We start from the raw sequence: 22,959 nt of genomic DNA on the forward strand, positions 1-22,959 counted from the left end.
GGAGTCCGCCGCCTCCGCAATGAGCAACCGCCCGTCGAGGCAGCGCCGTTCCCACCTCTGTCGGCCGGTTCCCGTCGGTGGGACGCGCGCGCGGAAGAAAACCGGTTGCCTCCGACCACGCCGCGACGCGAACCTGTCACGGTTTGCTGCCTTCGGCCGAACCCCCATCCCCCTGACACGAGCCACTGGGACGTCATGCAGATTCAAGACCTTCCCTACGCCGACCCCGGCGTGCCGGACGCGCGTTCGGGTCCCCGATTCCTGTGGTGGCTCTTCCGGAATCAGCTGGGCGGACAGCTCAAGTCGCTGGCCTGGGGGCTGCTGCACTTCGCCTCCGTCGCCGCGCTGCCGTTCTGCGTGGGTGTCGCCGTGCAGGCCGTCGTCGACCGCTCCGGCGGGCGGCTCGCCCTGGCGGGCGGCCTGCTGGCGCTCGCCTGCGCCGGCAACGCGGTCGGCGGCACCTTCCTGCACCGCACCGCCATCACCAACTGGATCACGTCGGCCGCCCGCGTCCAGCAGCTGCTCGCCCGCAAGGCCGCTCAGCTGGGCTCGGCGCTGACCCGGCGCGTCGCGGCCGGTGAGGTCGTCGCCGTCTCCACGGGTGACGTCGAGAAGATCGGCTGGTTCGTGGAGGCCTGGTCACGGTTCACCGCGGCCTTGGTCACCATCGTGCTGGTCTGCGTCGGTCTGCTCGTCTACCAGCCCGCGCTCGGCGTGGTCGTGGCCGTCGGCCTGCCCGTACTGGCACTCGCCGTGCTGCCCCTGCTCCCCCGCGCCACCCGGCGGGCCGACACCCAGCGCGAGAAGGCCGGACGTGCCACCGAACTGGCCTCGGACACCGTCGCCGGTCTGCGCGTACTGCGCGGCATCGGCGGCGAGGAACTGTTCCTCGACCGCTACCGCCGGGCCTCCCAGGAAGTCCGGCACGCGGCCGTGCGCAGCGCCCGGATGTGGTCCCTGATCTCCGCGATCCAGGTCCTGCTGCCCGGACTGCTGCTCATCGCCGTCGTCTGGCACGGCGTGCAGCTCGCCCGTCAGGGCCGGATCACCGTCGGCGAACTGGTCACCGTCTACAGCTCGGTGATGGTCCTGACCTATCCGCTGCGGCACTTCGAGGAGATCGCCATGGCGTACTCCTTCTCGCGGCCCTCGGCCGAGCGGGCCGCGGGCGTGCTGTCGCTGGAGCGGGCCACGGACACCGCCGGGTCCCGCGCCGCCGAGGCCCCCTCCGGAGACCTGTACGACCCGGAGACCGGGCTGCTCGCGTCCACCGGCCGGCTCACCGCCGTGGTGTGCGGCGACCCGGACGCGGCGGGCCGGCTGGCGGAACGGCTGGGCGGGCACCCGTCGCAGGAGGGCACCGCGGTGCTGCTGGACGGTGTGCCGCTCGACGAACTCCCGCTGGACTCGGCCCGTACGGCCGTCCTCGTCCAGGACAAGGACCCGGTACTGCTCTCCGGCTCGCTGCGCGAACTGCTCGACGTACCCGCGTCGGGTGCCGTGGAGCCGCGGGAGGCGCTGGCCGCCGCGCAGTGCGACGACGTGCTGGCGGCGCTGGCGCAGGGCTCGCTGGACGCCGCCGACCCCATGGACGCCCGGATCACCGAACGCGGCCGGTCCCTGTCCGGCGGGCAGCGCCAGCGGCTCGCGCTCGCCCGGTCGCTGATCACGGACCCGGAGGTGCTGGTCCTTGACGAGCCGACCTCGGCCGTCGACTCGCACACCGAGGCACGGATCGCCCAGGGCGTGCGGGAGCTGCGCGCGGAGCGCACGACCGTGGTGTTCACCTCCTCCCCGCTGCTGCTGGACCGCGCCGACCGGGTCGTGTTCCTGCACGACGGCGAGGTCGCCGCCGTCGGTGCCCACCGCGAGCTGGTGCGCACCGAGCCCCGCTACCGGGCGGTGGTCACACGCGAGACCGAGGACGAGGCCGCCCTGAACGGTGCGGCCGACCTGACCGACGTACTGGCGGAACTGGAAGAGATCGAGGAGAAGGCATGATCGGCGTGGCGCCACCGGCGTACGACCCGGCGGCCCCGACGACGGCGAACACCCTGCCGGTCGGTGCCCCCGCGACCGTCCGCGCCTACGCGGCCGAACTGCTGCGCCGGCACCGCCGGGCGTTCCTGCTGCTCGTCACCGTCAACACGGTCGCCGTCATCGCCTCGATGGTCGGTCCGTGGCTGCTGGGCGGGCTCGTGGAGCGGGTGTCCGACGGGGCGCGGGACCTGCGGCTGGAACTCACGGCGGGGCTGTTCGTGGCCGCGCTGGCCGTCCAGGCGGCGTTCGTCCACCAGGTGCGGCTGCGCGGCGCGATGCTCGGTGAGCGGATGCTGGCCGACCTGCGCGAGGACTTCCTCGTGCGGTCGGTCGGGCTGCCGCCGGGCGTGCTGGAGCGGGCCGGGACCGGGGATCTGCTGTCGCGGATCACGACGGACATCGACCGGCTGGGCAACGCCATGCGCGAGGCCGTGCCGCAGCTGTCGATCGGCGTGGTGTGGGTGGTGCTGCTGATGGGCGGGCTGGTGGTCACGGCGCCGCCGCTGGCGCTCGCCGTGCTGCTCGCCCTGCCACTGCTGGTGGTCGGCTGCCGCTGGTACTTCCGGCGCGCGCCGGCCGCCTACCGCTCGGAGTCCGCCGGGTACGCCGCGGTGGCCGCCGCGCTCGCCGAGACCGTGGACGCCGGCCGCACGGTCGAGGCGCACCGCCTCGGTGCCCGCCGGGTGGCGCTGTCCGAGCGCCGGATCAAGGAGTGGACGGCCTGGGAGCGCTACACGCTGTGGCTGCGGTCGGTGCTCTTCCCGGTCATCAACGTCACCCACGTGACGGTCCTCGCCTCGGTCCTGATGGTCGGCGGTGTGTTCGCCCTCCAGGGCTGGATCGACGTCGGGCAGGTCACGACGGGTGCGCTGATCGCCCAGATGCTCGTCGACCCGGTGGGCATGATCCTGCGCTGGTACGACGAGCTGCAGGTGGCCCAGGTGTCGCTGGCCCGGCTGGTCGGGGTCCGGGACATCGAACCGGAGGCCGGCGACTCCTCCGTGGCTCCCGACGGACGCCATGTGCGGGCCGACCGGGTGCACTTCGGCTATCTGGAGGGCGTGGACGTCCTGCGCAAGGTCTCCCTGGAGGTCTCCCCCGGCACCCGGCTGGCCCTGGTCGGGCCCTCGGGCGCGGGCAAGTCGACGCTGGGCCGGCTGCTCGCCGGGATCTACGCGCCCCGGGACGGCCGGATCACCCTGGGCGACGCCGAGCTGTCCCGGATGCCGGCGGAACGCGTCCGGTCCCATGTCGCGCTGGTCAACCAGGAGCACCACGTGTTCGTGGGCTCCCTGCGCGACAACCTCCTCCTCGCCCGGACCGACGCGGTCGAAGCCGAGCTCTGGGCGGCGCTGGGCGCGGTCGACGCGGACGGCTGGGCGCGGGCGCTCGACGACGGCCTGGACACCGAGGTCGGCTCCGGCGGCCTGGCGCTCACCCCGGCCCAGGCCCAGCAGATCGCCCTGGCCCGCCTGGTCCTCGCGGACCCGCACACCCTGGTCCTGGACGAGGCGACGTCCCTGCTCGACCCCCGAGCCGCCCGCCACCTGGAACGCTCCCTGGCCCGCGTCCTCGACGGCCGCACCGTCGTGGCCATCGCCCACCGCCTCCACACCGCCCACGACGCGGACGTCATCGCCGTCGTCGAGAACGGCCGGATCAGCGAGCTGGGCAGCCACGAGGAGTTGGTGGCGGCGGAGGGGGCGTACGCGGCGCTGTGGAGGTCCTGGCACGGGTGACGCACCGCCCCGCGGTACCTGAACCGACGGCCTCGACCGGCCGGGGCGCGATCGTGACGCCGGGCCGGGACGGCGAGGGCCGGACCGTGACGCCGAGGGCGCTGTGCGCGGCCGTTCGGCCCGGCCGCTTCCGGCACCGCTGACGCGTGCCTCCGGCCGAGCCCCGGGCCGGTCGACCGTACTCGGCTCTGCCCGGGTGGTCCGGCCACGCGGCGACCGAGCCGCGCGGCCAGGACCGTGTGGCCCTGGGCCGTCGACGGTTCCGGCTTCTGCCCACCGGGGCGGACGGCCCCGGCGTCGGCGGCAGGCCGGAAGCCTCAGGGCCTCGGCCGAGCCCCCGGCAGCGGTCCGTGGCGTTGCGCGGGGACGAGGCCGGGTGGAAGGCTGGAATCAGGCACCGGCTCGGGGAACGGGCCCGTCCCCACCCCCTGGAGGTACCCGTGAACAGGTCCGACGGTTGGGGAGACGATGTCTACCAACCGGATCAAGACGAGCAGCGAGAGGACACGGGGCTGCTCGACGCCGAGGACACCCTGGTGGACGACGGCGTCGACGATCCCCTGGACCGGGGCTGGTCCCCTCCCGAGCGGCCCTGGGCCGTCGAGCACCTCGGTGTGACGGCGGCCGAGCGGCGCACGGGCGAGACGCTGGACCAGCGGCTCGCCGAGGAGCTGCCGGATGCCGCCGCCCCGGACGGTGACGGTCTCGGGGACTGCCAGGGCACCGACGGGGAACTCCTGGACAACGAGGTCGGCGACGCCCGCTCCGGCCGGCTCGTGGCACCCGACGAGGGCGCGCACGAGGACGAGGAGAGCGCGCTGGTCGCCATGGACGTGGGCATCGACGGCGCGGCGGCGTCGGCCGAGGAAGCCGCCGTGCACGTCGTCGACGAGGACACCCTGTCCGGCTGATCGCAGCACCGCCCGAGCCGCACGAGGAGCATCCATGCAGCAGGACAAGCACCCCGACTACCACCCCGTCGTCTTCCGCGACCGGACCGCCGGATACGCCTTCCTGACCCGGTCCACCGCGACCAGCGGCGAACGCATCGAGTGGGACGACGGCGAGACCTACCCGGTCGTGGACGTGGAGATCTCCTCGGAGAGCCACCCCTTCTACACGGGCAAGGCCCGCACGGTGGACTCGGAGGGTCGGGTCGCCCGTTTCGAGCGGCGGTACGGCGGCTCCTGAACCCGGCCGGAAGCCCCGGGGCGCTCAGATGACGTTGAGCGCCGCCGCGCAGCCCACCCCGCCGAGCAGCATGAACACCGGCATCAGCACCCTGAGCTCGACCCAGCTGCCCGCCCGGAACCGCAGGGCCTTCGGCGGCCCGAGCGGGTACCAGCGCTTGCGCCCCACGGGTATGGGCCACAGGATCGGGCACCCGGACACGGTCAGCGCGTCCCCGATGTCATGGACGATCGCCCCCAGCACGACCGGCAGCCCCAGCCACAGGTACTCCTGCCCCGGCGCCGTGAACAGCCAGTCCGCGCCGTTGCCCGGCTTGTCCAGGACACCCGCGAGGATCCACGCCGTGGTCGCGGCCAGCAGCCACACCAGGACATCGCTGCTGGAGCCGCGCGCCGCCCGCCACAGCAGACCCTCGATGGCCAGGACCAGGTGCACGAAGAGGATCGCCAGCACGCCCCAGCGGTCACTGGTGATCGCCACGACCGAGGTGCCCGCACCGATCAGGACCGCCCACAGCCAGGTGTGCGTGAGCGTCCGGTGCCCCCCGGAGCGGCGCGGGTCGCCCTGCTTCTTCGTCGCCTTGTAGACGGCGTACGACAGCTTGTCCACGATCTCGCACAGCCAGCGTGACAGCGGTCCGAAGGACCGGGAGATGGTGGCCGCCTTGTGGTCGAGGTCCGGGGCGAGCGCGGCACCGGCGCAGATCAGGGCACCCACGAGAAGGACCGGCCAGGGCATCGGATGCCCGGCCACGGCGGCCGCCGCACCGACGCCGAGCCAGGCGGCGGCGCCCGACAGTGAGTGTGCTGGTCCCATCATGGCCGTTGCCCGCCCCATTCCTCGTGTGCCGCTGTCCAGTTGACCGGGTGCGCTGACGTGTCGTCGGCGACCCAGCGTAGCGTTCGTGATCTTCGGGCCCGCAGCCGATTCCCGCATCGGGCATCAGGCCAGGCAAGATGGGGGCGTGACCCTCATCGATCAGCTGCCGCGGACCCCCGACCCCGACGCCTTGTACGAAGCCTTCGAGTCGTGGGCCGGCGAGCGGGGTCTCACGCTCTATCCCCACCAGGAGGAGGCGCTGATCGAGGTGGTCTCCGGCGCGAACGTGATCGTGTCGACGCCCACCGGTTCCGGCAAGAGCATGATCGCGGCGGGTGCGCACTTCGCCGCGCTGGCCCGCGACGAGGTCACCTTCTACACGGCTCCGATCAAGGCACTGGTCTCGGAGAAGTTCTTCGAACTGTGCAAGATCTTCGGCACGGAGAACGTCGGCATGCTGACCGGCGACGCGTCGGTGAACGCCGACGCCCCCGTCATCTGCTGCACCGCCGAGGTCCTGGCGTCGATCGCGCTGCGCGACGGCAAGGACGCGGATGTCGGGCAGGTCGTGATGGACGAGTTCCACTTCTACGCGGAGGGCGACCGCGGCTGGGCCTGGCAGATCCCGATCCTGGAACTGCCGCAGGCGCAGTTCGTGCTGATGTCGGCGACGCTGGGAGACGTCTCCTTCTTCGAGAAGGACCTCACCCGCCGCACCGGCCGCCCCACCGCGGTGGTCCGCTCGGCGACCCGTCCGGTGCCGCTGTCCTACGAGTACCGCTACACCCCGCTCACCGAGACGCTCACCGACCTGCTGGAGGCCCGGCAGGCACCCGTCTACATCGTGCACTTCACGCAGGCGCAGGCCGTGGAGCGGGCGCAGGCGCTGATGAGCATCAACATGTGCTCGCGTGCGGAGAAGGAGCAGATCGCCGAACTGATCGGCAACTTCCGCTTCACCACGAAGTTCGGCCGCAACCTCTCCCGCTACGTCCGGCACGGCATCGGCGTCCACCACGCGGGCATGCTGCCCAAGTACCGCCGCCTGGTGGAGAAGCTCGCGCAGGCCGGTCTGCTGAAGGTCATCTGCGGCACGGACACGCTCGGCGTGGGCGTCAACGTCCCCATCCGCACGGTGCTGTTCACCGCCCTCACCAAGTACGACGGCACCCGCGTGCGCACCCTGCGGGCCCGGGAGTTCCACCAGATCGCGGGCCGCGCCGGGCGGGCCGGATTCGACACGGAGGGCTTCGTCGTCGCGCAGGCGCCCGAGCACGTCGTCGAGAACGAGAAGGCGCTCGCCAAGGCGGGCGACGACCCCAAGAAGCGCCGCAAGGTCGTCCGCAAGAAGGCGCCGGAGGGCTTCGTCGCCTGGTCGGAGCAGACCTTCGAGAAGCTCATCGGCTCCGAACCGGAGCCCCTGGCCTCCCGGTTCCGGGTGACGCACACGATGCTGCTGTCGGTGATCGCCCGCCCGGGCAACGCCTTCGAGGCGATGCGCCGCATGCTGGAGGACAACCACGAGCCGCGCAAGCAGCAGCTGCGGCACATCCGCCGGGCCATCGCGATCTACCGTTCGCTGCTGGACGGCGGCATCGTCGAGAAGCTCGACCAGCCGGACGCCGAGGGCCGTATCGTCCGCCTCACGGTCGATCTCCAGCAGGACTTCGCGCTCAACCAGCCGCTGTCCACCTTCGCGCTCGCCGCGTTCGAGCTGCTGGACCCCGAGTCCCCGTCGTACGCCCTCGACATGGTGTCCGTCGTGGAGTCGACGCTCGACGACCCGCGGCAGATCCTCGCCGCCCAGCAGAACAAGGCGCGCGGCGAGGCCGTCGCCGCGATGAAGGCCGACGGCGTGGAGTACGAGGAGCGCATGGAGCGCCTCCAGGACATCACGTACCCGAAGCCCCTGGAGGAGCTGCTCTTCCACGCGTACGACACCTACCGCAAGAGCCACCCCTGGGTCGGCGACCATCCGCTGTCGCCGAAGTCGGTCATCCGCGACATGTACGAACGGGCGATGTCCTTCACGGAGTTGGTGTCCCACTACGAGCTGGCCCGCACCGAGGGCATCGTGCTGCGCTATCTCGCCAGCGCCTTCAAGGCCCTGGACCACACCGTCCCGGACGACCTCAAGTCCGAGGATCTGGAAGACCTGATCGCGTGGCTGGGCGAGATGGTGCGTCAGGTCGACTCCAGCCTGCTGGACGAGTGGGAGCAGCTCGCCAACCCGGCGGAGATGACCGCCGAGGAGGCCCAGGAGAAGGCCGACGAGGTCAAGCCGGTCACCGCCAACGCCCGCGCCTTCCGCGTGCTGGTCCGCAACGCCATGTTCCGCCGGGTCGAGCTGGCCGCCCTCGACCACGTCGAGGAGCTGGGCGAGATGGACGCGGAGTCCGGCTGGGACGCCGACGCGTGGGGCGAGGCGCTGGACAAGTACTTCGACGAGTACGAGGACCTCGGCACCGGACCCGACGCCCGCGGCCCCAAGCTGCTGCTCATCGAGGAGGAGCCGGAGAACGCCCTGTGGCGCGTGCGGCAGATCTTCCACGACCCGAACGGCGACCACGACTGGGGCATCAGCGCGGAGGTCGACCTCACGGCCTCCGACGCGGAGGGCCGCGCGATCGTCCGCGTCACCGACGTCGGCCAGCTGTGAACGGCCGGACCGCAGCGAGCACAGGAGAATCCCACCCATGACGACGAACCCGGCCGAGAGACTCGTCGACCTGCTCGACCTGGAGCAGATCGAGGTCAACATCTTCCGTGGCCGCAGCCCGCAGGAGTCCCTCCAGCGGGTCTTCGGCGGCCAGGTGGCGGGCCAGGCCCTGGTCGCCGCCGGCCGCACCACGGAGGGCGACCGCCCCGTGCACTCGCTGCACGCGTACTTCCTGCGTCCGGGCATCCCGGGTGTGCCGATCGTCTACCAGGTCGAGCGGGTGCGCGACGGGCGGTCGTTCACGACCCGCCGGGTCACGGCCGTGCAGCAGGGCCGCACGATATTCAATCTCACCGCCTCCTTCCACAAGCCGGAAGAGGGCAGCTTCGAGCACCAGCTGCCGCCGGCCCGCAAGGTCCCGGACCCGGAGTCGCTGCCCACGGTCACGGACGAGATCCGGGAGCACCTGGGCGCGCTGCCCGAGCAGTTGGAGCGGATGGCCCGCCGCCAGCCCTTCGACATCCGCTACGTGGACCGGCTGCGCTGGAGCGCCGAGGAGGTCGAGGACTCCGAGCCGCGCAGCGCCGTGTGGATGCGCGCGGTCGGACCGCTGGGCGACGACCCGCTGGTCCACACCTGCGCCCTCACCTACGCCAGCGACATGACCCTCCTGGACGCCGTCCGCATCCCGGTCGAGCCGCTGTGGGGCCCGCGGGGCTTCGACATGGCGTCACTGGACCACGCGATGTGGTTCCACCGCCCGTTCCGCGCCGACGACTGGCTGCTGTACGACCAGGAGTCGCCGATCGCGGTCGGCGGCCGGGGTCTGGCCCGGGGCCGGATCTACGACCGTGAGGGCCGGCTGGTCGTCTCGGTCGTGCAGGAGGGCCTCTTCCGCAAGCTGGACTGACCTGTCTGTCCGCGGGCTGGACCGACCCGGGTTTCCGCCGCTCGGGGGCACGCGCGCTTCGGCACTCCGTTCGCGCCCGTGCCCCGATCCGGTGACCATGGCAGGAGGAGGCACCGCCGGCGTCACACGCCCGCCGATCCGGGAGGTGGCCACGCTGCACACCGTGCTCCCCGTCCTCTTCGCGATCTGCGCGGCCTTCAGCAATGCCGTCGCGACGGTGCTGCAGCGCAAGGCCGCGCTCACCGTGCCGCGCTCCGAAGGCTTCCGGGCCGGGCTGATGCTCGATCTGCTACGACGGCGCGTCTGGCTGGCCGGCATCCTCGCGGTGATCGCCGCCGCCGTCTGCCAGGCGCTGGCGCTGGCGACCGGGCCGCTGACGATCGTGCAGCCGCTGTTCGTGCTGGAGCTGCCGCTCACCCTCATCGTCGCCTCGCTGCTGATGCACCGGCATCTGCCGGGCGCGGGCTGGCTGGCCGTGACGGTGGTGGTGGCCGGGCTGGCGGTGGCGCTCGCCGCCGCGTCCCCCTCGGGCAATCGCACCCATGTGGAGCTGGACCGCTGGATCCCGGCGCTCGCCGTGTGCGCGGGAGCGGTCGTCGCCCTCGCCCTCGCCGCCCTCAAACGCCCGGAGGGCCGCGCCCGGGCGGCATGCCTGGGTGCCGCGACGGCGATCAGCTACGCGGTGACCGCGGCCCTGATGAAAGCCGCGATGCACATCCTCGACGACCAGGGACTCGTGGGTTTCTTCACCGCCTGGCAGACCTACGCCTTCGCCGCGACCGGCGTGTGCGCCCTGTTCCTGCTGGAGAACGCCATGCAGGCAGGTCCGCTGGTCGCCTCGCAGCCCGCGCTCACCCTCGGCGACGCGCTGGTGAGCCTCGCCCTCGGCATCCTCCTGTACGAGGAGACGATCCGCTCCGGGTGGTGGCTGCTGCCCCAGCTGTTCGGCGTCGCACTGATCGCCGCGGGGGTGTTCGCCCTGGCGCGGATTCCGCTCACCCAGTCGCTGGTGGCTCCGGGCGAGGAACGTCAGACGGCGGGAGCACCCTGAGCCAGGGAGGTCACGATGGAGCGTCTCAGCGGGCGGGTGGCGATCGTCACCCGCTGGGGCCGGAGGCATCGGGGCCGCGGTGGCACGCGCGCTCGCGGCCGAGGGCGCCTCCGTGGTGGTCGCCGACATCCGGGACACCGAGGGGGCGGACCCGGCGGCCGAGCTCGGCGGCCCGGCCCGCTACCTGCACCTGGACGTCACCGGCGAGGACGACTGGCAGCGGGCGCTCGCCGAGACGGAGCGGGACCTCGGCCCGGTCTCGGTCCTGGTCAACATCGCGGGGATCATCGACTGGGGCACGATGGAGGAACAGAGCCCCGCGTCGTTCCGCCGGGTCGTCGACGTCAACCTCACGGGCGCCTGGCTGGGCATGCGCGCGGCGGCACCGTCGCTGCGCCGGGCCGGGGGCGGCGTGATCGTGAACATGTCCTCCCTCGCCGGGCTGACCGCCTACGCCGGTGTCGGAGCGTACGCGGCCAGCAAGTGGGGGCTGCGCGTCCTGACGAAGGTCGCCGCGCTGGAACTCGCGCCCGACCGGGTCCGGGTCTGCTCCGTCCACCCGGGCGCCATCCGCACCCGGATGACGGCCGGCTTCGGCGACGCGTACACCGCGGGGCAGCCCGTCCCCCGCTTCGGCGAGCCCGAGGAGGTCGCCCGGATGGTGCTCTTCATCGTCACCGAGGCCACCTTTTCGACGGGCTGCGAGTTCATCGTGGAGGGCGGCATCCTCGCCGGGGCACCGGCCGTTCTGACTCCTGACGACTGACGGGGCGGGTGACTGGCGGCCGACGGCTGGCGCGGCTGGCGGCTGGCCGCTGACCGGACGGCTGAATCACCCGTCCGGCTGGCAGTGCGGGCACCACACCGTGCCGCGACCGCCCATGCGGGTCCGGCGCAGGCCGGTGCCGCAGCGCGGGCAGCTCGGGTCGGGGTCGTCGCGGTGGCCGGTGAGCCAGGAGTCACGCGGCGGGACGCAGCCGGCGGTGACGGAAGAGCGCAGGGTGCGGCGCATCTGGCTGTACAGCCGGCGACGGTCGGCCTGGGTGAGGTCACGCGCCGGGTGGTCGGGGCGCAACCGCGCTCGCCACAGGATCTCGTCGGCGAGCAGATTGCCGAGACCGGCGAGAACGGACTGGTCGGTGAGCGCGGTCTTGAGATGCCCGCGGCGTGACGCGAGCACGGCCTCGAAGTCCGCGCGCTCCACCGCCAGCGCGTCGGGCCCCTGCCGCCGGAGCAACCGGTCGATTTCGGAGTCATCGCCCGCCAGCCAAAGTCCCTGGAGTTTGCGCTGGTCACGGAAGCGCAGCTGACGGTTGCCGCTCAGGGTGAACAGCACACGGTCGTGGGCCTCGACTGCGTCACCGGGGTGACCGCAGACCAGCAGGCCGGTCATGCCGAAGTGCAGTACGAGGGTCGGGCCGGCGCGGGTGCGGGCGAGCAGCCACTTCCCGTGCCGCTCCGGCGTTGCGAAGCGCCGGCCTTCCAGCGTGTCACGCAGTCGCCGGGCGCTGACCCCGTGCAGTACGCCCGCGTCCCGCACGTCGACACGCCGGATGACCCGTCCCTTCGCGCAGGACTCGAGCACCTGCCGGAAACCCTCGACATCGGGGAGCTCGGGCATGAGCGACGCGTCAGGTTTCCTGGAGGACGGACAGCACGTTCCCCGCAGGGTCGGTGAACCAGGCGATCAGCGGGCCTCCGCCGCGGAAGATGCCCTTGTCGTCCGCCTTGAGGTGGTCGTAGTGCTCGAACCGCACGCCTCTCTTCGTCAGCTCGTCGACCGCGGCCTCGATGTCGTCGACGGGGAAGTTGAGGATGGTGAACGTCGCCGGGGTGTGGTCCTCCTTGGGATAGACCAGGGTGTCCCGGTCACCCGCGATGTGCAGGAACAGCAGCCCGTTCTCCTCCGACACCCGGAGTCCGAGGGTGTCGCCGTAGAACGCCCTGGCCGCGTCGATGTCGTTCACCGAGAACCCGCTGAACGCCTTCGTCTTACTGAACATGATCGCCTCCTGGCATAGTCTCCTCAGAATTCCGACCGGGACGCATCCGGAAACTCATCGCTTTTCACCCTGAACGTCGCCGGCCTCTGCGGTGCAGCCATCCCAGGAGGCCGTGTGAAGGGGGGCGGTCCGGGGGCTCGGGCCGGTCTCCAGCCGGCACCGGGGGTGGCGCGGTCGGCGCTGCCGGTGGTGTCGGGGCCGGTTCCGGGGCGGGACGCGGTGCCGGGTTTTGCCTTCGCGCTGTCTCCATCGTGTGGGTGAGGTCCGCTCGGAACCAGGCCACTTCGTCCGGCTCGCTCGCCGTCATGAGCGTCTCGGCCCGCTCGGCGGCGGGTGAACCGGGGGTGCCGTGGGCCGGGAGGCGAGGACGGCGGCGGTTCAGGTGGGCGCGCTCGTAGGGGTCCGCCACGACGTCCGCCACGTCGGCGGGGTCGAGAAGACAGGCGACGGCTGCCGCGCGAGCCCAGGCGTCGTCCCCCGCCTGCCGTGTCAGGAATCCGATGTGGCGTCCCCGCCAGTTGCGGGGCCGCCGGTCCAGCCCGTCCTTCTTCCCTTCCCGGATCTGTGCGGGTGTGCGCCCCTTCAGCAGTCGGGCGTTGCTCTCCTCTGCCGCGAACTGCCGTAGTTCCTCGGCCAGATACAGCCAGACGACCGCCCGGTAGCGGTTGAGGTAGAACCTCACCGGCACGAGCAGGCCGAAGCGGGCGAGACTCGTGAATCTGGCGGGCGTCACTCCCAAGAGCCCGGCGCCTTCATGGGTGCCGGCGGTCGCGACCCGCGTGCGCAGTTCATCCGGGAAGCCCTCCCCGGCGCGCAGCCGGTCGATCTCGGCACGGGCGACGCGTGGCCCTCCGCCGCCTTCGTCGGGAACGGTCCGGATGAGTCCGAGATTCACCGCGAGGTCGAACTCACCGCGTTTGAGGTCGAGTTCGCGGGCGGCCCGGCTCGGAGCGCAGGTGAGGAGGTCGGATTTCGCGATGGTGCCTGACATGGTCGCTCTCCCCCGTGGAGTCGGCGGCTCACGCCGTGTGCGGTCGCCGTGAGAAAACCGTAACCGCTTCGGCGCGCTGCGTGACGAGCCTGTGGATAACTCCGCAGGGGAGGGCGAACTTGCAGGTCAGGCGTCTGTGGTCGGTTTCCGTTCGGGCTGGCGGGCATCCACGTCGAGATGCTCGCCGACCCGGTTGACCAGAAGTGTCATCTCGTACGCGATCTGGCCTATGTCGGCCTCGGCGCCGCTGAGGACGCACAGACAACTGCCCGTGCCGGCCGCGGTCACGAAGAGCACCGCGTCGTCGAACTCGATCATCGTCTGGCGTACGCTGCCCGCTCCGAAGTGCCGTCCCGAGCCCTTGGCCAGGCTGTGCAACCCGGACGACACGGCCGCGAGGTGCTCCGCGTCCTCGCGGCGCAGTCCCGTGCTCGCCCCGGTCACCAGGCCGTCGTTGGACAGGACCAGTGCGTGCCGCACCTGGTGGACGCGCTCGGTCAGGTCGTCCAGCAGCCAGTCGAGTCCCTGGTTCTGCGCCATGTTCCGATCTCCCCGTTTTCTCCCCGTGCGATTCTCCTCCTGGCCGGAGGATCTCCATGCCAGCCTTCCCCACGACCGCTGCAGGGGCAAGGAGGATGGGAGCCATGGCAGAGAAGATGACCGATGCGCAATGGCGGGAGTTCGTTTCCCACGGCACCCGCACCGCGAAGCTCTCCACCGTCAGGGCCGACGGGAGTCCGCACATCGCCCCGATCTGGTTCCTGCTGGACGGGGACGAGGTGGTGTTCAACACCGGCGAGAACACCGTGAAAGGGCGCAATCTCGCCCGTGACGGCCGCGTCGCCCTGTGCGTGGACGACGACCGGCCGCCTTACTCCTTCGTGGTCGTCCAGGGCCGTGCCCGCCTGGTGAGGGACCTCGACGAGGTGCGGCACTGGGCGACGCGGATCGGCGCGCGGTACATGGGCGAGGAACGCGCCGAGGAGTTCGGCGCGCGCAACGGAGTCCCGGGCGAACTCCTCATCCGTGTCACCGTCGACCGGGTCCTGGCGGAGCGGGACATCGCGGACTGATCGCGGGGAGCTCCGTACCTCCGGTCAGCCGACCGAGTCGAGGAGCCGGGCGGTGTGCATCCGCCCGGCGTACTCGACGAGCCTGATCAGCACCTCCTTTCCCGAGTCGCGGTCACGGGCGTCGCACAGCACCACGGGCGTGCCCCGGTCGAGATCGAGGGCGCGTGAGACGTCCGGGGCGCCGTGCTGCCGGGCGCCCGGGAAGCAGTTGACGGCCACCACGAACGGGATGCGCCGGTGCTCGAAGTAGTCGACCGCCGGGAAGCAGTCCTCCAGGCGGCGGGTGTCCGCGAGCACCACCGCGCCGAGCGCCCCTTGGGACAACTCGTCCCACAGGAACCAGAACCGGTCCTGGCCCGGCGTGCCGAACAGGTACAGGGAGAGGCCGGACCTGATGGTGATGCGTCCGAAGTCCATGGCGACGGTCGTGGTGGTCTTGTGGTCCACACCGCCGGTGTCGTCCACCGACTGCCCCGCTTCGCTGAGCAGTTCCTCGGTGCGCAGCGGCCGGATCTCGCTGACGGCGCCCACCAGCGTGGTCTTGCCCACGCCGAAGCCGCCGGCGACCAGGATCTTCAACGCCAGGGCGGTGTCGCCGCCCGAGGCGTCGGAGTGCTCGGAGACCATTAGTCACTTCTCTCGTGTCGGGTGGGGTGTGCGTTCATCTACAGCGCCCTCAGTCCCGCGATCACCTCGCGCAGGATCCGTTCGTCGGGCAGTTGGGCCGGCGGTACGGGGCGGCTGACGGTGACGCAGCCGAGTTCCAGGAGGTCGCCGAGGAGGACCCTGATCACACCCACGGGCAGGTCCGCTCCGGCGGCGAGTTCGGCGACCGACTGGGTCTCCGTGCGGCACAGGTCGAGGAGGGTCCGGTGTTCGGGGCCGAGCGGGGCGTCGTCCACGCCGGGCGCGCCGGGGTCCAGCGTGACCAGGGCGATCAGGTCGAACCGCACGCCGGTGGGGCCGGGCCGGGTGCGTCCGCCCGTCATGGCGTAGGGGCGGACGAGTGGGCCGGCGTCGTGGTCGTACCACTGGCTGCCCTGCTCGCTCAGGGTGCCCGTCATGTCCTCGGTCATCTGCGCGGACCGCTCTCCCGGCTCATCCGGCGGCGGGCGGCCGCGCGCCGGCGCGGGGCGCCGTGCCGAGGTGCTCGCCGACGCGTTTGACCAGGCGGGCCATCTCGTACGCCACGAGGCCTATGTCGGCTGTCACGGCGGTGAGAAGGGCGAGGCAGGAGCCGTCGCCGGCGGCGGCCACGAACAGGAAGCCCTCGTCCATCTCCACCATGGTCTGGCGGACACCGCCGGCGCCGAAGTGCCGTCCCGCTCCCTTGGCGAGGCTGTGGAAGCCCGAGGCGACCGCTGCGAGGTGTTCGGCGTCCTCGCGCCTGAGGCCGGTCGAGGCACCTACGGCGAGGCCGTCGTTGGAGAGGACCACGGCGTGCCGTATGTCGCTCACGCGGAGCACCAGATCGTCCAGCAGCCAGTCGAGTTCGCCGGAGCGCCGGGCGGAATGCGTGCTCGGGTCGTGGATCATGCGGGGTCTCCTTCGCTGCTGTCTCTGCCCTTCGCGGGGCCGGGAGTGGTGCCGCGGCCGGGTTGCCTGCCGCCGCCGCGTGCCCAGCCGTCGCGGTACGCCGCCATACGGTCGCGTACGACCTCCGGGGTGCGTTCGTCGTCCCGGGGGGCCGGCGTCGGTGGGGGTTCCTCGGGGCGTCCCTCGCGCAGTTGGGGGGCGAGACTGGCCTGTCGTACGCGACGCGGGAGGTCCTCGGAGCCTTCGGGCTGCTCCTGGGGTCGGTGCAGTCGCAAGGTGGCGACTCCTGGGGGTGGGGTGTGGCTCGTGGTCTCGGCCGCGGCCGGTACGGGAGCCACGAGGGCACGCCGGTCGGCCGGTGCGGGGACGACATCCTGGAGCGGGGTGTCGTCGGGCACGCGCGCGTAGGCGCGTTCCTCGGGCTGCCGCGGGTGTGCCGCTTCGCCGGGGGAACGTTCCACCGCCCCGGTGTGCAGGAGGGCGGTGGGCAGCAGGACGACGGCGGTGGTGCCGCCGTAGGGCGAGGTCTTCAGGTGGACCTTGACGTCGTGCCGGGCGGCGAGTCGGCTGACCACGAAGAGGCCGAGCCGGTCGCTGTCGAACAGGTCGAGTGCCTCGGACTGTTCGATGCGGCGGTTGGCTTCGGCGAGGGTCTCCTGGCCCATGCCGAGGCCGCGGTCCTCGACCTCGACGGCGTAGCCGTTGCCGACGGGTTCGCCGGTGACGCGCACCCGCGTGTGGGGCGGCGAGAACTGAGCGGCGTTCTCGATGATCTCGGCGAGCAGATGGGTGAGGTCGGCGACGGCCGTGCCGATGACGGCTGCTTCGGGGAGTTGCCGTACCTCCACGCGCGCGTAGTCCTCGACTTCGGAGACGGCCGCGCGGACCACGTCGGTCAGGACGACGGGCATGCGCCAGGCCCGGCCGGGGGCGGCTCCGGAGAGGATGATCAGGCTCTCCGCGTGGCGCCGCATGCGGGTGGTGAGATGGTCGAGGCGGAAGAGGTCGCTCAGCTCGTTCGGGTCGTCGGAGCGGCGTTCCATGCTGTCGAGGAGGCTCAGCTGCCGGTGGACGAGGATCTGGCTGCGGCGGGCGAGGTTGACGAAGACGCCGGAGATGCCGCTGGCGAGTTCGGCGCGCTCCACGGCGGCCCGCAGCGCGGCTCGGTGGACCGTTCCGAGGGCCTCGGCGACCTGCCCGGCCTCGTCCTCCGCGGGCGGTCCCGGCGGCGCCTCGGCCCGGACGTCGATCTCCTCGCCCGCGCGCAGTCTCCGTATGGCCTCGGGGAGTTTGCGCCGGGCGATCTCCAGGGCGCCGTTGCGCAGGCTCACCAGTTCCACCACCAGGCCGCGTCCGATGCGTACGGAGATGACGAGCGAGGCGGCGACGGCGGCGAGACCGAGCAGGACGGCGGCGCCGGCCGGGGTGAGCAGTCCCCGGGTGAACGGGTCGGCCCGTTGCGCGACGCCGCGTGCCGCGTCGTCCTCGATGGTGCGCATGCCGTGCTGCACGCGCGTGTGAGCGGTGTTCCAGGTGCTCTCGGGCGCCGCCTCGACCGCCCTGGCGCCCGGCCCGCGGGCGAGGATCCGGTCCTCGGCGTCGTCCAGGCCCGCGTAGGCGCTGCTGTCGGCGAGGGCGTTCCACGCCGAGCGTTCGGTGCCGCGCAGGTCGGCGACGGCCGATTCGGTGAGGGTGCGGCGCAGGTCGACGGCGCCGGTGAAGAGCCGAAGCCGCTCCCCGGTCAGCGTGCCGGACAGGCGGGCACTCGCCAGCACGGCGTCCTCCTGCGCCAACGCCTCGCCCGCGCGGGCGAATTCGAGCAGCACGCGCGCGTCGGATCCGAGGTCGGCGTCCTGGATGCCGGTGAGGGCACCGCCGGCGCCGAAGGCCGCCGAGATGGTCCGGGTGTAGCGGCTGTACGTCTCGGCCCAGCCCACGCTCCGGTCCCGCACCGCGGTCCGCAGCGGCCGCAGTTCCTCGGTGCCGGTGACGAACGCCTCCAGCCGGCGGGCGACTCCGGCGGGGAGCTCCTCGCTGTCTGCGACGGTGTTGCCCTTGCCGAGCCGCAGCCTCGCGACGGCGCGGTCGGTGCGCCGCGCGAGCTCGTCCAGTTCGTCGGAGGGTACGGCCGACGGGTCGGTGGCGTGGCGTACCGCGGCCCCGCGTTCGGCCTGGAGGGCGGCGACCGCCGCGGAGACGGGGGCGCGGACCATGGCGTCCACACGCTGGACCTGTCGCAGCCGGGAGACGTCCTGGGCGGTGGTGACGGTGGCGTAGGCCCACAGGGCCAGGAGGGAGACGACCGGCACCATCAGCAGGCAGACGATCTTGGCGCGCACGGTGCGCGGGCGTATGTGCCAGCGCTCCGCGGGCTTGGCCGCCCCGTCCGGTGCGGCGCCCGAGGGTGCCTCCGGGCTCTCGTCTGCCGGTGGCCCGGCGTGCGCGCGACGGCCGCGCACGGGCGGGGGCGGCGCCTCGGCGCGGGCTGTGGGGGTCCTCCGGGGTGTACGCATGGACTCCTCGCTCGGGAGTGGTTCGGGGTCGTGCCGGGTGTCGTGGCGCCGCGGAGATCCATCGGGAGCCCCTAGGGGGCGACGCTCTCGAGCGGCCGCTGGGCCGAGGCGGACGCCTCGCGCTCGCCCGCCGTGGGCGAGAGTGCGACGAAGGCCGAGGTCAGGAAGAGGTAGGACCCGAGGCCGACGGCGAGGGGGAAGATGAACTGCATCGCCGTGGCCCCGGGCAGTGCCTCCCCGGAGGGCGTGACGCGCACGCTCACCGCGAACATCCCGGTGTAGTGCATGCTGCTGACGGCCGCGCCCATGATCAGGGAGGCGAGGGTGACCGCGACGGGCGACTTGATGTTGAGCGCCGCCCACAGGGCCGCCGTCGCCGCGACGACGGCGATCAGGACGGAGAGCCCGACGAGCACCGGGTCGTAGGTCACGTCGCCGTGCAGGCGGACGGCCGCCATGCCCAGGTAGTGCATGCTCGCGACGCCGAGGCCGGTGGTGAGGCCGCCGAGGAAGAGGGCCCGGCCGCGGTCCCGGCCGTAGCCGACGGCGAAGACGCCTGCGCAGACGACGACCATGGCGACCAGCAGGCTCAGGAGGGTGAGCGGCACGTCGTAGCGGATGTCGGTGCCGGTGACGCCGAACCCGAGCATGGCCACGAAGTGCATGGTCCAGATGCCGGTGCCGATCGCCGAGGCGGCGGTGACGAGCCAGTTGCGGCGCGAGCGCCCGGTGGCGGCGAGGGCGCGGACGGTGCAGCGCAGTCCGAGCGCGGCGCCTGTGCAGGCCATCGCGTACGACAGCGCGGGGGTCAGCCACCCCAGGGCGGCGTGGTCCAGGTGTCCCATGGCCCCGGGACGCTAGACCCGGCAAGGGCGCGCGAAAGGGGCGCATTTCGAAAGGTGTTGGAATATGACGCAAGGATGTACCGGAACGATCGCGTCACGCTCGAACATGTGCACAGAGGCATCCATCCGTGCCGTAAGGAATCATGCGGTACATGAGCGACGACCAGACGCGTGTCCAGGAGTTCTTCACCCCCCGTGCCGCCGACTGGGACAGCAGGTTCCCCGACGACGGTCCGGCCTACGCGGCGGCGGTCGCCGAGCTCGGACTGCGCGCGGGCGACCGGGTGCTCGACGCGGGATGCGGCACCGGACGGGCCCTGCCGCCGCTGCGTGCCGCCGTGGGGCCCTCGGGGGTGGTCCTCGGGGCCGATCTGACCCCGGCCATGCTGCGGGAGGCCGTACGGGCCGGACGGGACCGTGACGGGCAGCTGCTGCTCACGGACGTCGCCGCGCTGCCCTTGCGCTCACGGTCGCTGGACGCGGTGTTCGGGGCGGGCCTCGTCTCGCACCTGGCGAGTCCGGCCGAGAACCTGCGCGAGCTGGCGCGGGTGGTGCGTCCCGGTGGTGTGCTGGCGCTGTTCCACCCGATCGGCAGGGCGGCGCTGGCCGCACGTCACGGCCGCCCGCTCACCCCGGACGACCTGCGCGCCGAGCCCAACCTCCGTCCGCTGCTGGCCGGTTCAGGGTGGCGTATGACGTCGTACGTCGACGAGGACACCCGCTTCCTGGCGCTCGCCGTGCGCGAGGACTGAGCTGACGCGTCACCCGGCGTCGCCGTCCGTCGCCTCCACGTGCCGCACGGGGCAGCCCCGGAGGCCCGGGACCGGACGCGTGCCCAGGTCGGCGAGCCGGTATCCGTACGGGTAGCCCTTGATCTCCCAGTTCTGGCGGGCGAAGTGCGGGGTGCGCCGGGGTGCCATCAGGCGGACGGCGCGCCCCCGAAGCCGTACCGCGCGACGCACCCACGCGCGCGTGGCGGTACTCGGCGGGGTGTAGCGGAAGGCGTGCAGGAGCGAGTCGTCGAGCAGCGCGAGGGTCGTGGTGCGCAGCAGGGGTGCGAGCGGGCGCGGGTACCAGGACGCCATCAGGTCGAGCGTGGCGTCGGAGACCCGCCGGGCTTCCGCGTCCCAGGCGAAGTGGGCCGCCTCGTAGTCGTCGAGGCAGGTCTCGAACTCCTCGTAGGTCTCCGGGATGTCCTTGATGCCCATGTGCCGCCCGAGCGTGCCGTAGTGGACGGCACTGGCGACGATCTCGTGGCGTGACATCCTGCGCCACCCGTAGGCGTCGATCCACCGTTTGGGCATCACGACGAACGTGCAGAGCACGTAGCGCATGTCGTCGTCGCTGATGTCGTAGCCGCGGTGCATCTGGTTGATGCGGCGGATCGCGGTCTTCCCCGGGTCGCTGCCGAAGCCGTGCTCGACGACGGCGTCCAGGAGCAGCGAGGTGTCGTCGTAGCGCTTCTGCGTCCGCTTCGTGAGCTCCGCCGTCTCCGCGAGCAGCCGGCCGATGCTCGGGACGGCGTAGGTGCGGTACAGGGCCAGCTCCAGGGCGCGGGTGAAGTCCCAGGGAAACTCGTACGCCACGCTCAGCCGGTAGATCTCCGTGGCCTCCTGGTACGGGTCCATCCGCCGGATCTGAACCAGTCGGTCAAAGCGCTTCACCGTGCCGTCCCCCTTCTGCCACAGGTTCTCCAACTTTACGTTGGTGACCGGGAGATGAAAGATCAGACACAACAACCGCACAGGGGGAAGGTGGTCAGCATGTGGGGCAGGTTCCGCAAGGCCGGGGGACGAGTCGCCGATGCGTTGCGCACGGAGACGAAGAGCGGCGGGGACAAACGTCCACACAATCTTTTCGAGGCTGCCGCGGTCTATGTCGCGGCGGGCGCGGAGGACGACCAGGAGCGGGCCGACGAGGCGGCCGGCTGGGTGTCACCGGAGGCACTGTCGTTCGGGGTGAACGAGCTGGCCTGCCGGGCCGTCATCGCGCTCGCACGGGAACGCGGCGAGTCGCCGCGGACCGTGGCCCGTGAGTTGCTGGGGCTGCCGACGGCGTGATGAGCGCGGTCCGGAGGGCCGATTCGCCCCGTCCGCCGGAAAACTGCAGCTCGGGTGTGCCTGCGGGCAGTGACAAGCGGCTTCCGCGCGCACTAGGGTGCGCGCCGTTGGACGAACCGATGGGGAGGCTGGGATGGCCGGGACGGACGAGGACACCGTCGCCGCCGCGGACGACGCGCTCTATGTGCTCACGGCGGTGCTGCTGACGCCTGCGAAGTTCCCGAGCGTCCTGGGCGACGACTATCCGGAGGCGTGCGCGGCGCTCGGTCTCGCACCGCTCGCCGACGGGTACGGGCTGGTGCTCGGCCAGGACGGCGACGGCTCCCGGTGGACCGTCGCGATCGACGACGTCTCCCTGGTCGCCGTCGCGATCGCGTCCTGGGACTGCGGTATGGAGTACGAGCTGTCGCCCGACGAGCACTCGGTCGTCGCGGCCCTGCCCGGCTGGCCGCTCGCGGTCGCCGTCGCGGCGCCCGGGGTGCCCGCGCCGCACGATCCCGGCCCGGAGGCCGACGACCGGCCGCCGCTGGCTCCGCCGGACACCACCGTCTGGGGGCCGGCGCAGCGGCGCCTGGGCGCGGACGAGATCGCGCTGCAGTGGGCGACATGGCGGGAGCAGGTGGACGACTCGGCATTTCCGGCGCCTGGGTCCTCGCAAGCGCCCGACGACGAGGGCGAGGGCGGGGCGGCCGACGCTCCGGACGCGAGCGGGGAGAACGGCCGGCCGGGCCACAGCGGCATCCGGCGGGTCCTCGCGGAAGCCCGCACCTACGTCGACTCGCCGCCGCCGCTGGGCCGGGTCCGGTCGTCGTTCGCGACGGGGGACGCGCGGGTCCTGCGGGCGGACGGTCCGGGCTGGTCGCTCGTGGCCAGGACCGACGACATCGCCTTCGTGCTGCTCGACGAGGAACCCGGCGAGGTCCTGCCGGTGGGCCGGGGGCCGGAGCTGCCGGGTCTCCTCGAGGCGCTCGACAAGATGGCCGTACGGCCGAACTGATCCGGCGACGGCCTTCGGCCTCGCCGGGTCAGTGCCTCAGCGACCGAGCTCCTTACGGGTGGCACGGCGCAGCCTGCGCCGCTGCGACGGGTCCAGCATGAGATACGCGGCGGCCGGGACTCCCAGGATGATCAGGAGCGATGCCCACCAGGGCAGCCAGATCAGCAGGATGAGCCCGACCGCCACACCGCCTGCGGCGATCTTGGCGTTCTTGGACATGACTGTCGCCTCCTTCGCGGCCACTGCCGCTCTCTGTCTCGAAAACGGGCCCGCGCTCGCGGCGGTTCCTGACCGCGACCCTGAGACATCCCTGAGGTGCGACCCCTACACACCCCTGACCCCCTCATAGTGACTCAGCTCACACCCCAGTCATACCCGTGTGCGCCAGACGTGCTGTACCCTCGGCGACTCCGACTCACTAGTCAAGTTTGAGGAATCAGCCATAGCCGAGCATCCGACTCCCCCGGCCCCCTCCTCCTCGCTCTCCACCGCCACCCCCTCGGTACCCTCCTCCGCACCTGCCTCCGTCTCC

At 72.2% G+C, this 22,959-nt stretch carries 24 protein-coding genes; 12 read left to right on the forward strand and 12 right to left on the reverse strand.

Annotation, left to right across the window (positions count from 1 at the left end; translation table 11 throughout):
• The first annotated feature begins 195 nt into the window (after window positions 1–195).
• From OHU35_RS05875 to OHU35_RS05890, 4 genes are all read left to right on the forward strand, one after another.
• On the forward strand, window positions 196–2,001 hold the full coding sequence (locus OHU35_RS05875) for an ABC transporter ATP-binding protein (RefSeq protein ID WP_189724337.1): 1,806 nt from the start codon (window positions 196–198) through the stop codon (window positions 1,999–2,001).
• Complete coding sequence (locus OHU35_RS05880) at window positions 1,998–3,779, forward strand: ABC transporter ATP-binding protein (RefSeq protein WP_189724338.1); 1,782 nt, start codon at window positions 1,998–2,000, stop codon at window positions 3,777–3,779. Before OHU35_RS05875 ends, OHU35_RS05880 begins: the two co-directional genes overlap by 4 nt.
• Window positions 3,780–4,219: 440 nt before the next feature.
• Window positions 4,220–4,690 carry a DUF5709 domain-containing protein gene (locus tag OHU35_RS05885; protein WP_189724339.1) on the forward strand — a complete coding sequence of 157 codons (471 nt, stop codon included), beginning with the start codon at window positions 4,220–4,222 and terminating at the stop codon, window positions 4,688–4,690.
• A gap of 34 nt (window positions 4,691–4,724) precedes the next feature.
• Complete coding sequence (locus tag OHU35_RS05890) at window positions 4,725–4,970, forward strand: type B 50S ribosomal protein L31 (RefSeq protein WP_189724340.1); 246 nt, start codon at window positions 4,725–4,727, stop codon at window positions 4,968–4,970.
• A gap of 24 nt (window positions 4,971–4,994) precedes the next feature.
• On the opposite strand, the gene OHU35_RS05895 is transcribed toward OHU35_RS05890, so the two are convergent.
• Complete coding sequence (locus OHU35_RS05895; RefSeq protein ID WP_189724341.1) at window positions 4,995–5,789, reverse strand: metal-dependent hydrolase; 795 nt, start codon at window positions 5,787–5,789, stop codon at window positions 4,995–4,997.
• Between the two features lie 145 nt (window positions 5,790–5,934).
• On the opposite strand from OHU35_RS05895, the gene OHU35_RS05900 reads away from it, so the two are divergent.
• The 4 genes from OHU35_RS05900 (at window position 5,935) to OHU35_RS05915 (ending at window position 11,175) form a co-directional block, all read left to right on the forward strand.
• Complete coding sequence (locus tag OHU35_RS05900) at window positions 5,935–8,448, forward strand: RNA helicase (protein WP_189724342.1); 2,514 nt, start codon at window positions 5,935–5,937, stop codon at window positions 8,446–8,448.
• Window positions 8,449–8,485: 37 nt separating this feature from the next.
• A complete protein-coding gene (locus tag OHU35_RS05905; RefSeq protein ID WP_184599180.1) occupies window positions 8,486–9,358 on the forward strand; it encodes an acyl-CoA thioesterase II in 873 nt (290 codons plus the stop codon).
• Between the two features lie 154 nt (window positions 9,359–9,512).
• Entirely contained in the window at window positions 9,513–10,409 is an 897-nt protein-coding gene (locus OHU35_RS05910; RefSeq protein WP_267943653.1) for a DMT family transporter, read from the forward strand.
• 79 nt (window positions 10,410–10,488) lie between these two features.
• Window positions 10,489–11,175, forward strand: a complete 687-nt coding sequence (locus tag OHU35_RS05915; RefSeq protein WP_308400960.1) for an SDR family oxidoreductase — start codon at window positions 10,489–10,491, stop codon at window positions 11,173–11,175.
• Between the two features lie 66 nt (window positions 11,176–11,241).
• On the opposite strand, the gene OHU35_RS05920 is transcribed toward OHU35_RS05915, so the two are convergent.
• The 4 genes from OHU35_RS05920 to OHU35_RS05935 all read right to left on the reverse strand — a co-directional run bounded on the left by OHU35_RS05920 (window position 11,242) and on the right by OHU35_RS05935 (window position 13,943).
• Window positions 11,242–12,030, reverse strand: coding sequence for an Fpg/Nei family DNA glycosylase (locus tag OHU35_RS05920; protein WP_189724344.1), 789 nt, complete (start codon window positions 12,028–12,030; stop codon window positions 11,242–11,244).
• A 10-nt stretch (window positions 12,031–12,040) separates the two neighbouring features.
• A complete protein-coding gene (locus OHU35_RS05925; RefSeq protein ID WP_189724345.1) occupies window positions 12,041–12,412 on the reverse strand; it encodes a VOC family protein in 372 nt (123 codons plus the stop codon).
• A 64-nt stretch (window positions 12,413–12,476) separates the two neighbouring features.
• Window positions 12,477–13,403, reverse strand: a complete 927-nt coding sequence (locus tag OHU35_RS05930) for a DUF6397 family protein (protein ID WP_189724346.1) — start codon at window positions 13,401–13,403, stop codon at window positions 12,477–12,479.
• A 126-nt stretch (window positions 13,404–13,529) separates the two neighbouring features.
• Window positions 13,530–13,943, reverse strand: coding sequence for a roadblock/LC7 domain-containing protein (locus OHU35_RS05935; RefSeq protein WP_189724347.1), 414 nt, complete (start codon window positions 13,941–13,943; stop codon window positions 13,530–13,532).
• A 104-nt stretch (window positions 13,944–14,047) separates the two neighbouring features.
• Between OHU35_RS05935 and OHU35_RS05940 the strand changes: the two genes are divergently transcribed.
• On the forward strand, window positions 14,048–14,476 hold the full coding sequence (locus OHU35_RS05940) for a PPOX class F420-dependent oxidoreductase (protein WP_189724348.1): 429 nt from the start codon (window positions 14,048–14,050) through the stop codon (window positions 14,474–14,476).
• A gap of 24 nt (window positions 14,477–14,500) precedes the next feature.
• On the opposite strand, the gene OHU35_RS05945 is transcribed toward OHU35_RS05940, so the two are convergent.
• The 5 genes from OHU35_RS05945 to OHU35_RS05965 all read right to left on the reverse strand — a co-directional run bounded on the left by OHU35_RS05945 (window position 14,501) and on the right by OHU35_RS05965 (window position 19,370).
• The gene (locus OHU35_RS05945) at window positions 14,501–15,103 is read right to left on the reverse strand and encodes an ATP/GTP-binding protein (protein ID WP_189724349.1); all 603 of its coding nucleotides are present in this window, start codon (window positions 15,101–15,103) and stop codon (window positions 14,501–14,503) included.
• 38 nt (window positions 15,104–15,141) lie between these two features.
• Entirely contained in the window at window positions 15,142–15,552 is a 411-nt protein-coding gene (locus OHU35_RS05950) for a DUF742 domain-containing protein (protein WP_184599189.1), read from the reverse strand.
• A 22-nt stretch (window positions 15,553–15,574) separates the two neighbouring features.
• Complete coding sequence (locus OHU35_RS05955) at window positions 15,575–16,012, reverse strand: roadblock/LC7 domain-containing protein (RefSeq protein ID WP_189724350.1); 438 nt, start codon at window positions 16,010–16,012, stop codon at window positions 15,575–15,577.
• Window positions 16,009–18,525 (reverse strand): nitrate- and nitrite sensing domain-containing protein, encoded by a 2,517-nt coding sequence (locus OHU35_RS05960; RefSeq protein ID WP_189724351.1) that lies wholly within the window; start codon window positions 18,523–18,525, stop codon window positions 16,009–16,011. The genes OHU35_RS05955 and OHU35_RS05960 overlap by 4 nt, the downstream gene beginning before the upstream one ends.
• 71 nt (window positions 18,526–18,596) lie before the next feature.
• A complete protein-coding gene (locus tag OHU35_RS05965) occupies window positions 18,597–19,370 on the reverse strand; it encodes an MHYT domain-containing protein (RefSeq protein ID WP_189724352.1) in 774 nt (257 codons plus the stop codon).
• Window positions 19,371–19,522: 152 nt separating this feature from the next.
• Between OHU35_RS05965 and OHU35_RS05970 the strand changes: the two genes are divergently transcribed.
• Window positions 19,523–20,122: a class I SAM-dependent methyltransferase gene (locus OHU35_RS05970; protein ID WP_405504959.1), complete on the forward strand. Its 600-nt coding sequence runs from the start codon at window positions 19,523–19,525 to the stop codon at window positions 20,120–20,122.
• Between the two features lie 9 nt (window positions 20,123–20,131).
• Here OHU35_RS05970 and OHU35_RS05975 read toward each other — a convergent pair whose 3' ends face one another.
• On the reverse strand, window positions 20,132–21,034 hold the full coding sequence (locus OHU35_RS05975; RefSeq protein ID WP_405504961.1) for an oxygenase MpaB family protein: 903 nt from the start codon (window positions 21,032–21,034) through the stop codon (window positions 20,132–20,134).
• 99 nt (window positions 21,035–21,133) lie between these two features.
• Between OHU35_RS05975 and OHU35_RS05980 the strand changes: the two genes are divergently transcribed.
• Both OHU35_RS05980 and OHU35_RS05985 read left to right on the forward strand, forming a co-directional pair.
• On the forward strand, window positions 21,134–21,430 hold the full coding sequence (locus OHU35_RS05980; RefSeq protein WP_189724355.1) for a hypothetical protein: 297 nt from the start codon (window positions 21,134–21,136) through the stop codon (window positions 21,428–21,430).
• A gap of 133 nt (window positions 21,431–21,563) precedes the next feature.
• Window positions 21,564–22,427, forward strand: coding sequence for a hypothetical protein (locus OHU35_RS05985; RefSeq protein WP_405504963.1), 864 nt, complete (start codon window positions 21,564–21,566; stop codon window positions 22,425–22,427).
• Between the two features lie 36 nt (window positions 22,428–22,463).
• Here OHU35_RS05985 and OHU35_RS05990 read toward each other — a convergent pair whose 3' ends face one another.
• A complete protein-coding gene (locus OHU35_RS05990) occupies window positions 22,464–22,646 on the reverse strand; it encodes a hypothetical protein (protein ID WP_189724357.1) in 183 nt (60 codons plus the stop codon).
• Window positions 22,647–22,959: the final 313 nt, after the last annotated feature.

The sequence above is a fragment of the Streptomyces purpurascens genome (assembly GCF_045040895.1).
In the GTDB taxonomy this organism is placed as follows: Bacteria; Actinomycetota; Actinomycetes; order Streptomycetales; family Streptomycetaceae; genus Streptomyces; species Streptomyces purpurascens.

Bases quoted from the DNA above. Each gene is read 5' to 3' on its own strand.
- OHU35_RS05970 (WP_405504959.1), top strand. From the start codon at position 19,523: ATGAGCGACGACCAGACGCGTGTCCAGGAGTTCTTCACCCCCCGTGCC.
- OHU35_RS05925 (WP_189724345.1), bottom strand. From the start codon at position 12,412: ATGTTCAGTAAGACGAAGGCGTTCAGCGGGTTCTCGGTGAACGACATC.
- OHU35_RS05930 (WP_189724346.1), bottom strand. From the start codon at position 13,403: ATGTCAGGCACCATCGCGAAATCCGACCTCCTCACCTGCGCTCCGAGC.
- OHU35_RS05935 (WP_189724347.1), bottom strand. From the start codon at position 13,943: ATGGCGCAGAACCAGGGACTCGACTGGCTGCTGGACGACCTGACCGAG.
- OHU35_RS05890 (WP_189724340.1), top strand. From the start codon at position 4,725: ATGCAGCAGGACAAGCACCCCGACTACCACCCCGTCGTCTTCCGCGAC.
- OHU35_RS05895 (WP_189724341.1), bottom strand. From the start codon at position 5,789: ATGATGGGACCAGCACACTCACTGTCGGGCGCCGCCGCCTGGCTCGGC.
- OHU35_RS05990 (WP_189724357.1), bottom strand. From the start codon at position 22,646: ATGTCCAAGAACGCCAAGATCGCCGCAGGCGGTGTGGCGGTCGGGCTC.
- OHU35_RS05875 (WP_189724337.1), top strand. From the start codon at position 196: ATGCAGATTCAAGACCTTCCCTACGCCGACCCCGGCGTGCCGGACGCG.
- OHU35_RS05960 (WP_189724351.1), bottom strand. From the start codon at position 18,525: ATGCGTACACCCCGGAGGACCCCCACAGCCCGCGCCGAGGCGCCGCCC.
- OHU35_RS05955 (WP_189724350.1), bottom strand. From the start codon at position 16,012: ATGATCCACGACCCGAGCACGCATTCCGCCCGGCGCTCCGGCGAACTC.
- OHU35_RS05965 (WP_189724352.1), bottom strand. From the start codon at position 19,370: ATGGGACACCTGGACCACGCCGCCCTGGGGTGGCTGACCCCCGCGCTG.
- OHU35_RS05980 (WP_189724355.1), top strand. From the start codon at position 21,134: ATGTGGGGCAGGTTCCGCAAGGCCGGGGGACGAGTCGCCGATGCGTTG.
- OHU35_RS05905 (WP_184599180.1), top strand. From the start codon at position 8,486: ATGACGACGAACCCGGCCGAGAGACTCGTCGACCTGCTCGACCTGGAG.
- OHU35_RS05945 (WP_189724349.1), bottom strand. From the start codon at position 15,103: ATGGTCTCCGAGCACTCCGACGCCTCGGGCGGCGACACCGCCCTGGCG.
- OHU35_RS05880 (WP_189724338.1), top strand. From the start codon at position 1,998: ATGATCGGCGTGGCGCCACCGGCGTACGACCCGGCGGCCCCGACGACG.
- OHU35_RS05920 (WP_189724344.1), bottom strand. From the start codon at position 12,030: ATGCCCGAGCTCCCCGATGTCGAGGGTTTCCGGCAGGTGCTCGAGTCC.
- OHU35_RS05985 (WP_405504963.1), top strand. From the start codon at position 21,564: ATGGCCGGGACGGACGAGGACACCGTCGCCGCCGCGGACGACGCGCTC.
- OHU35_RS05950 (WP_184599189.1), bottom strand. From the start codon at position 15,552: ATGACCGAGGACATGACGGGCACCCTGAGCGAGCAGGGCAGCCAGTGG.
- OHU35_RS05940 (WP_189724348.1), top strand. From the start codon at position 14,048: ATGGCAGAGAAGATGACCGATGCGCAATGGCGGGAGTTCGTTTCCCAC.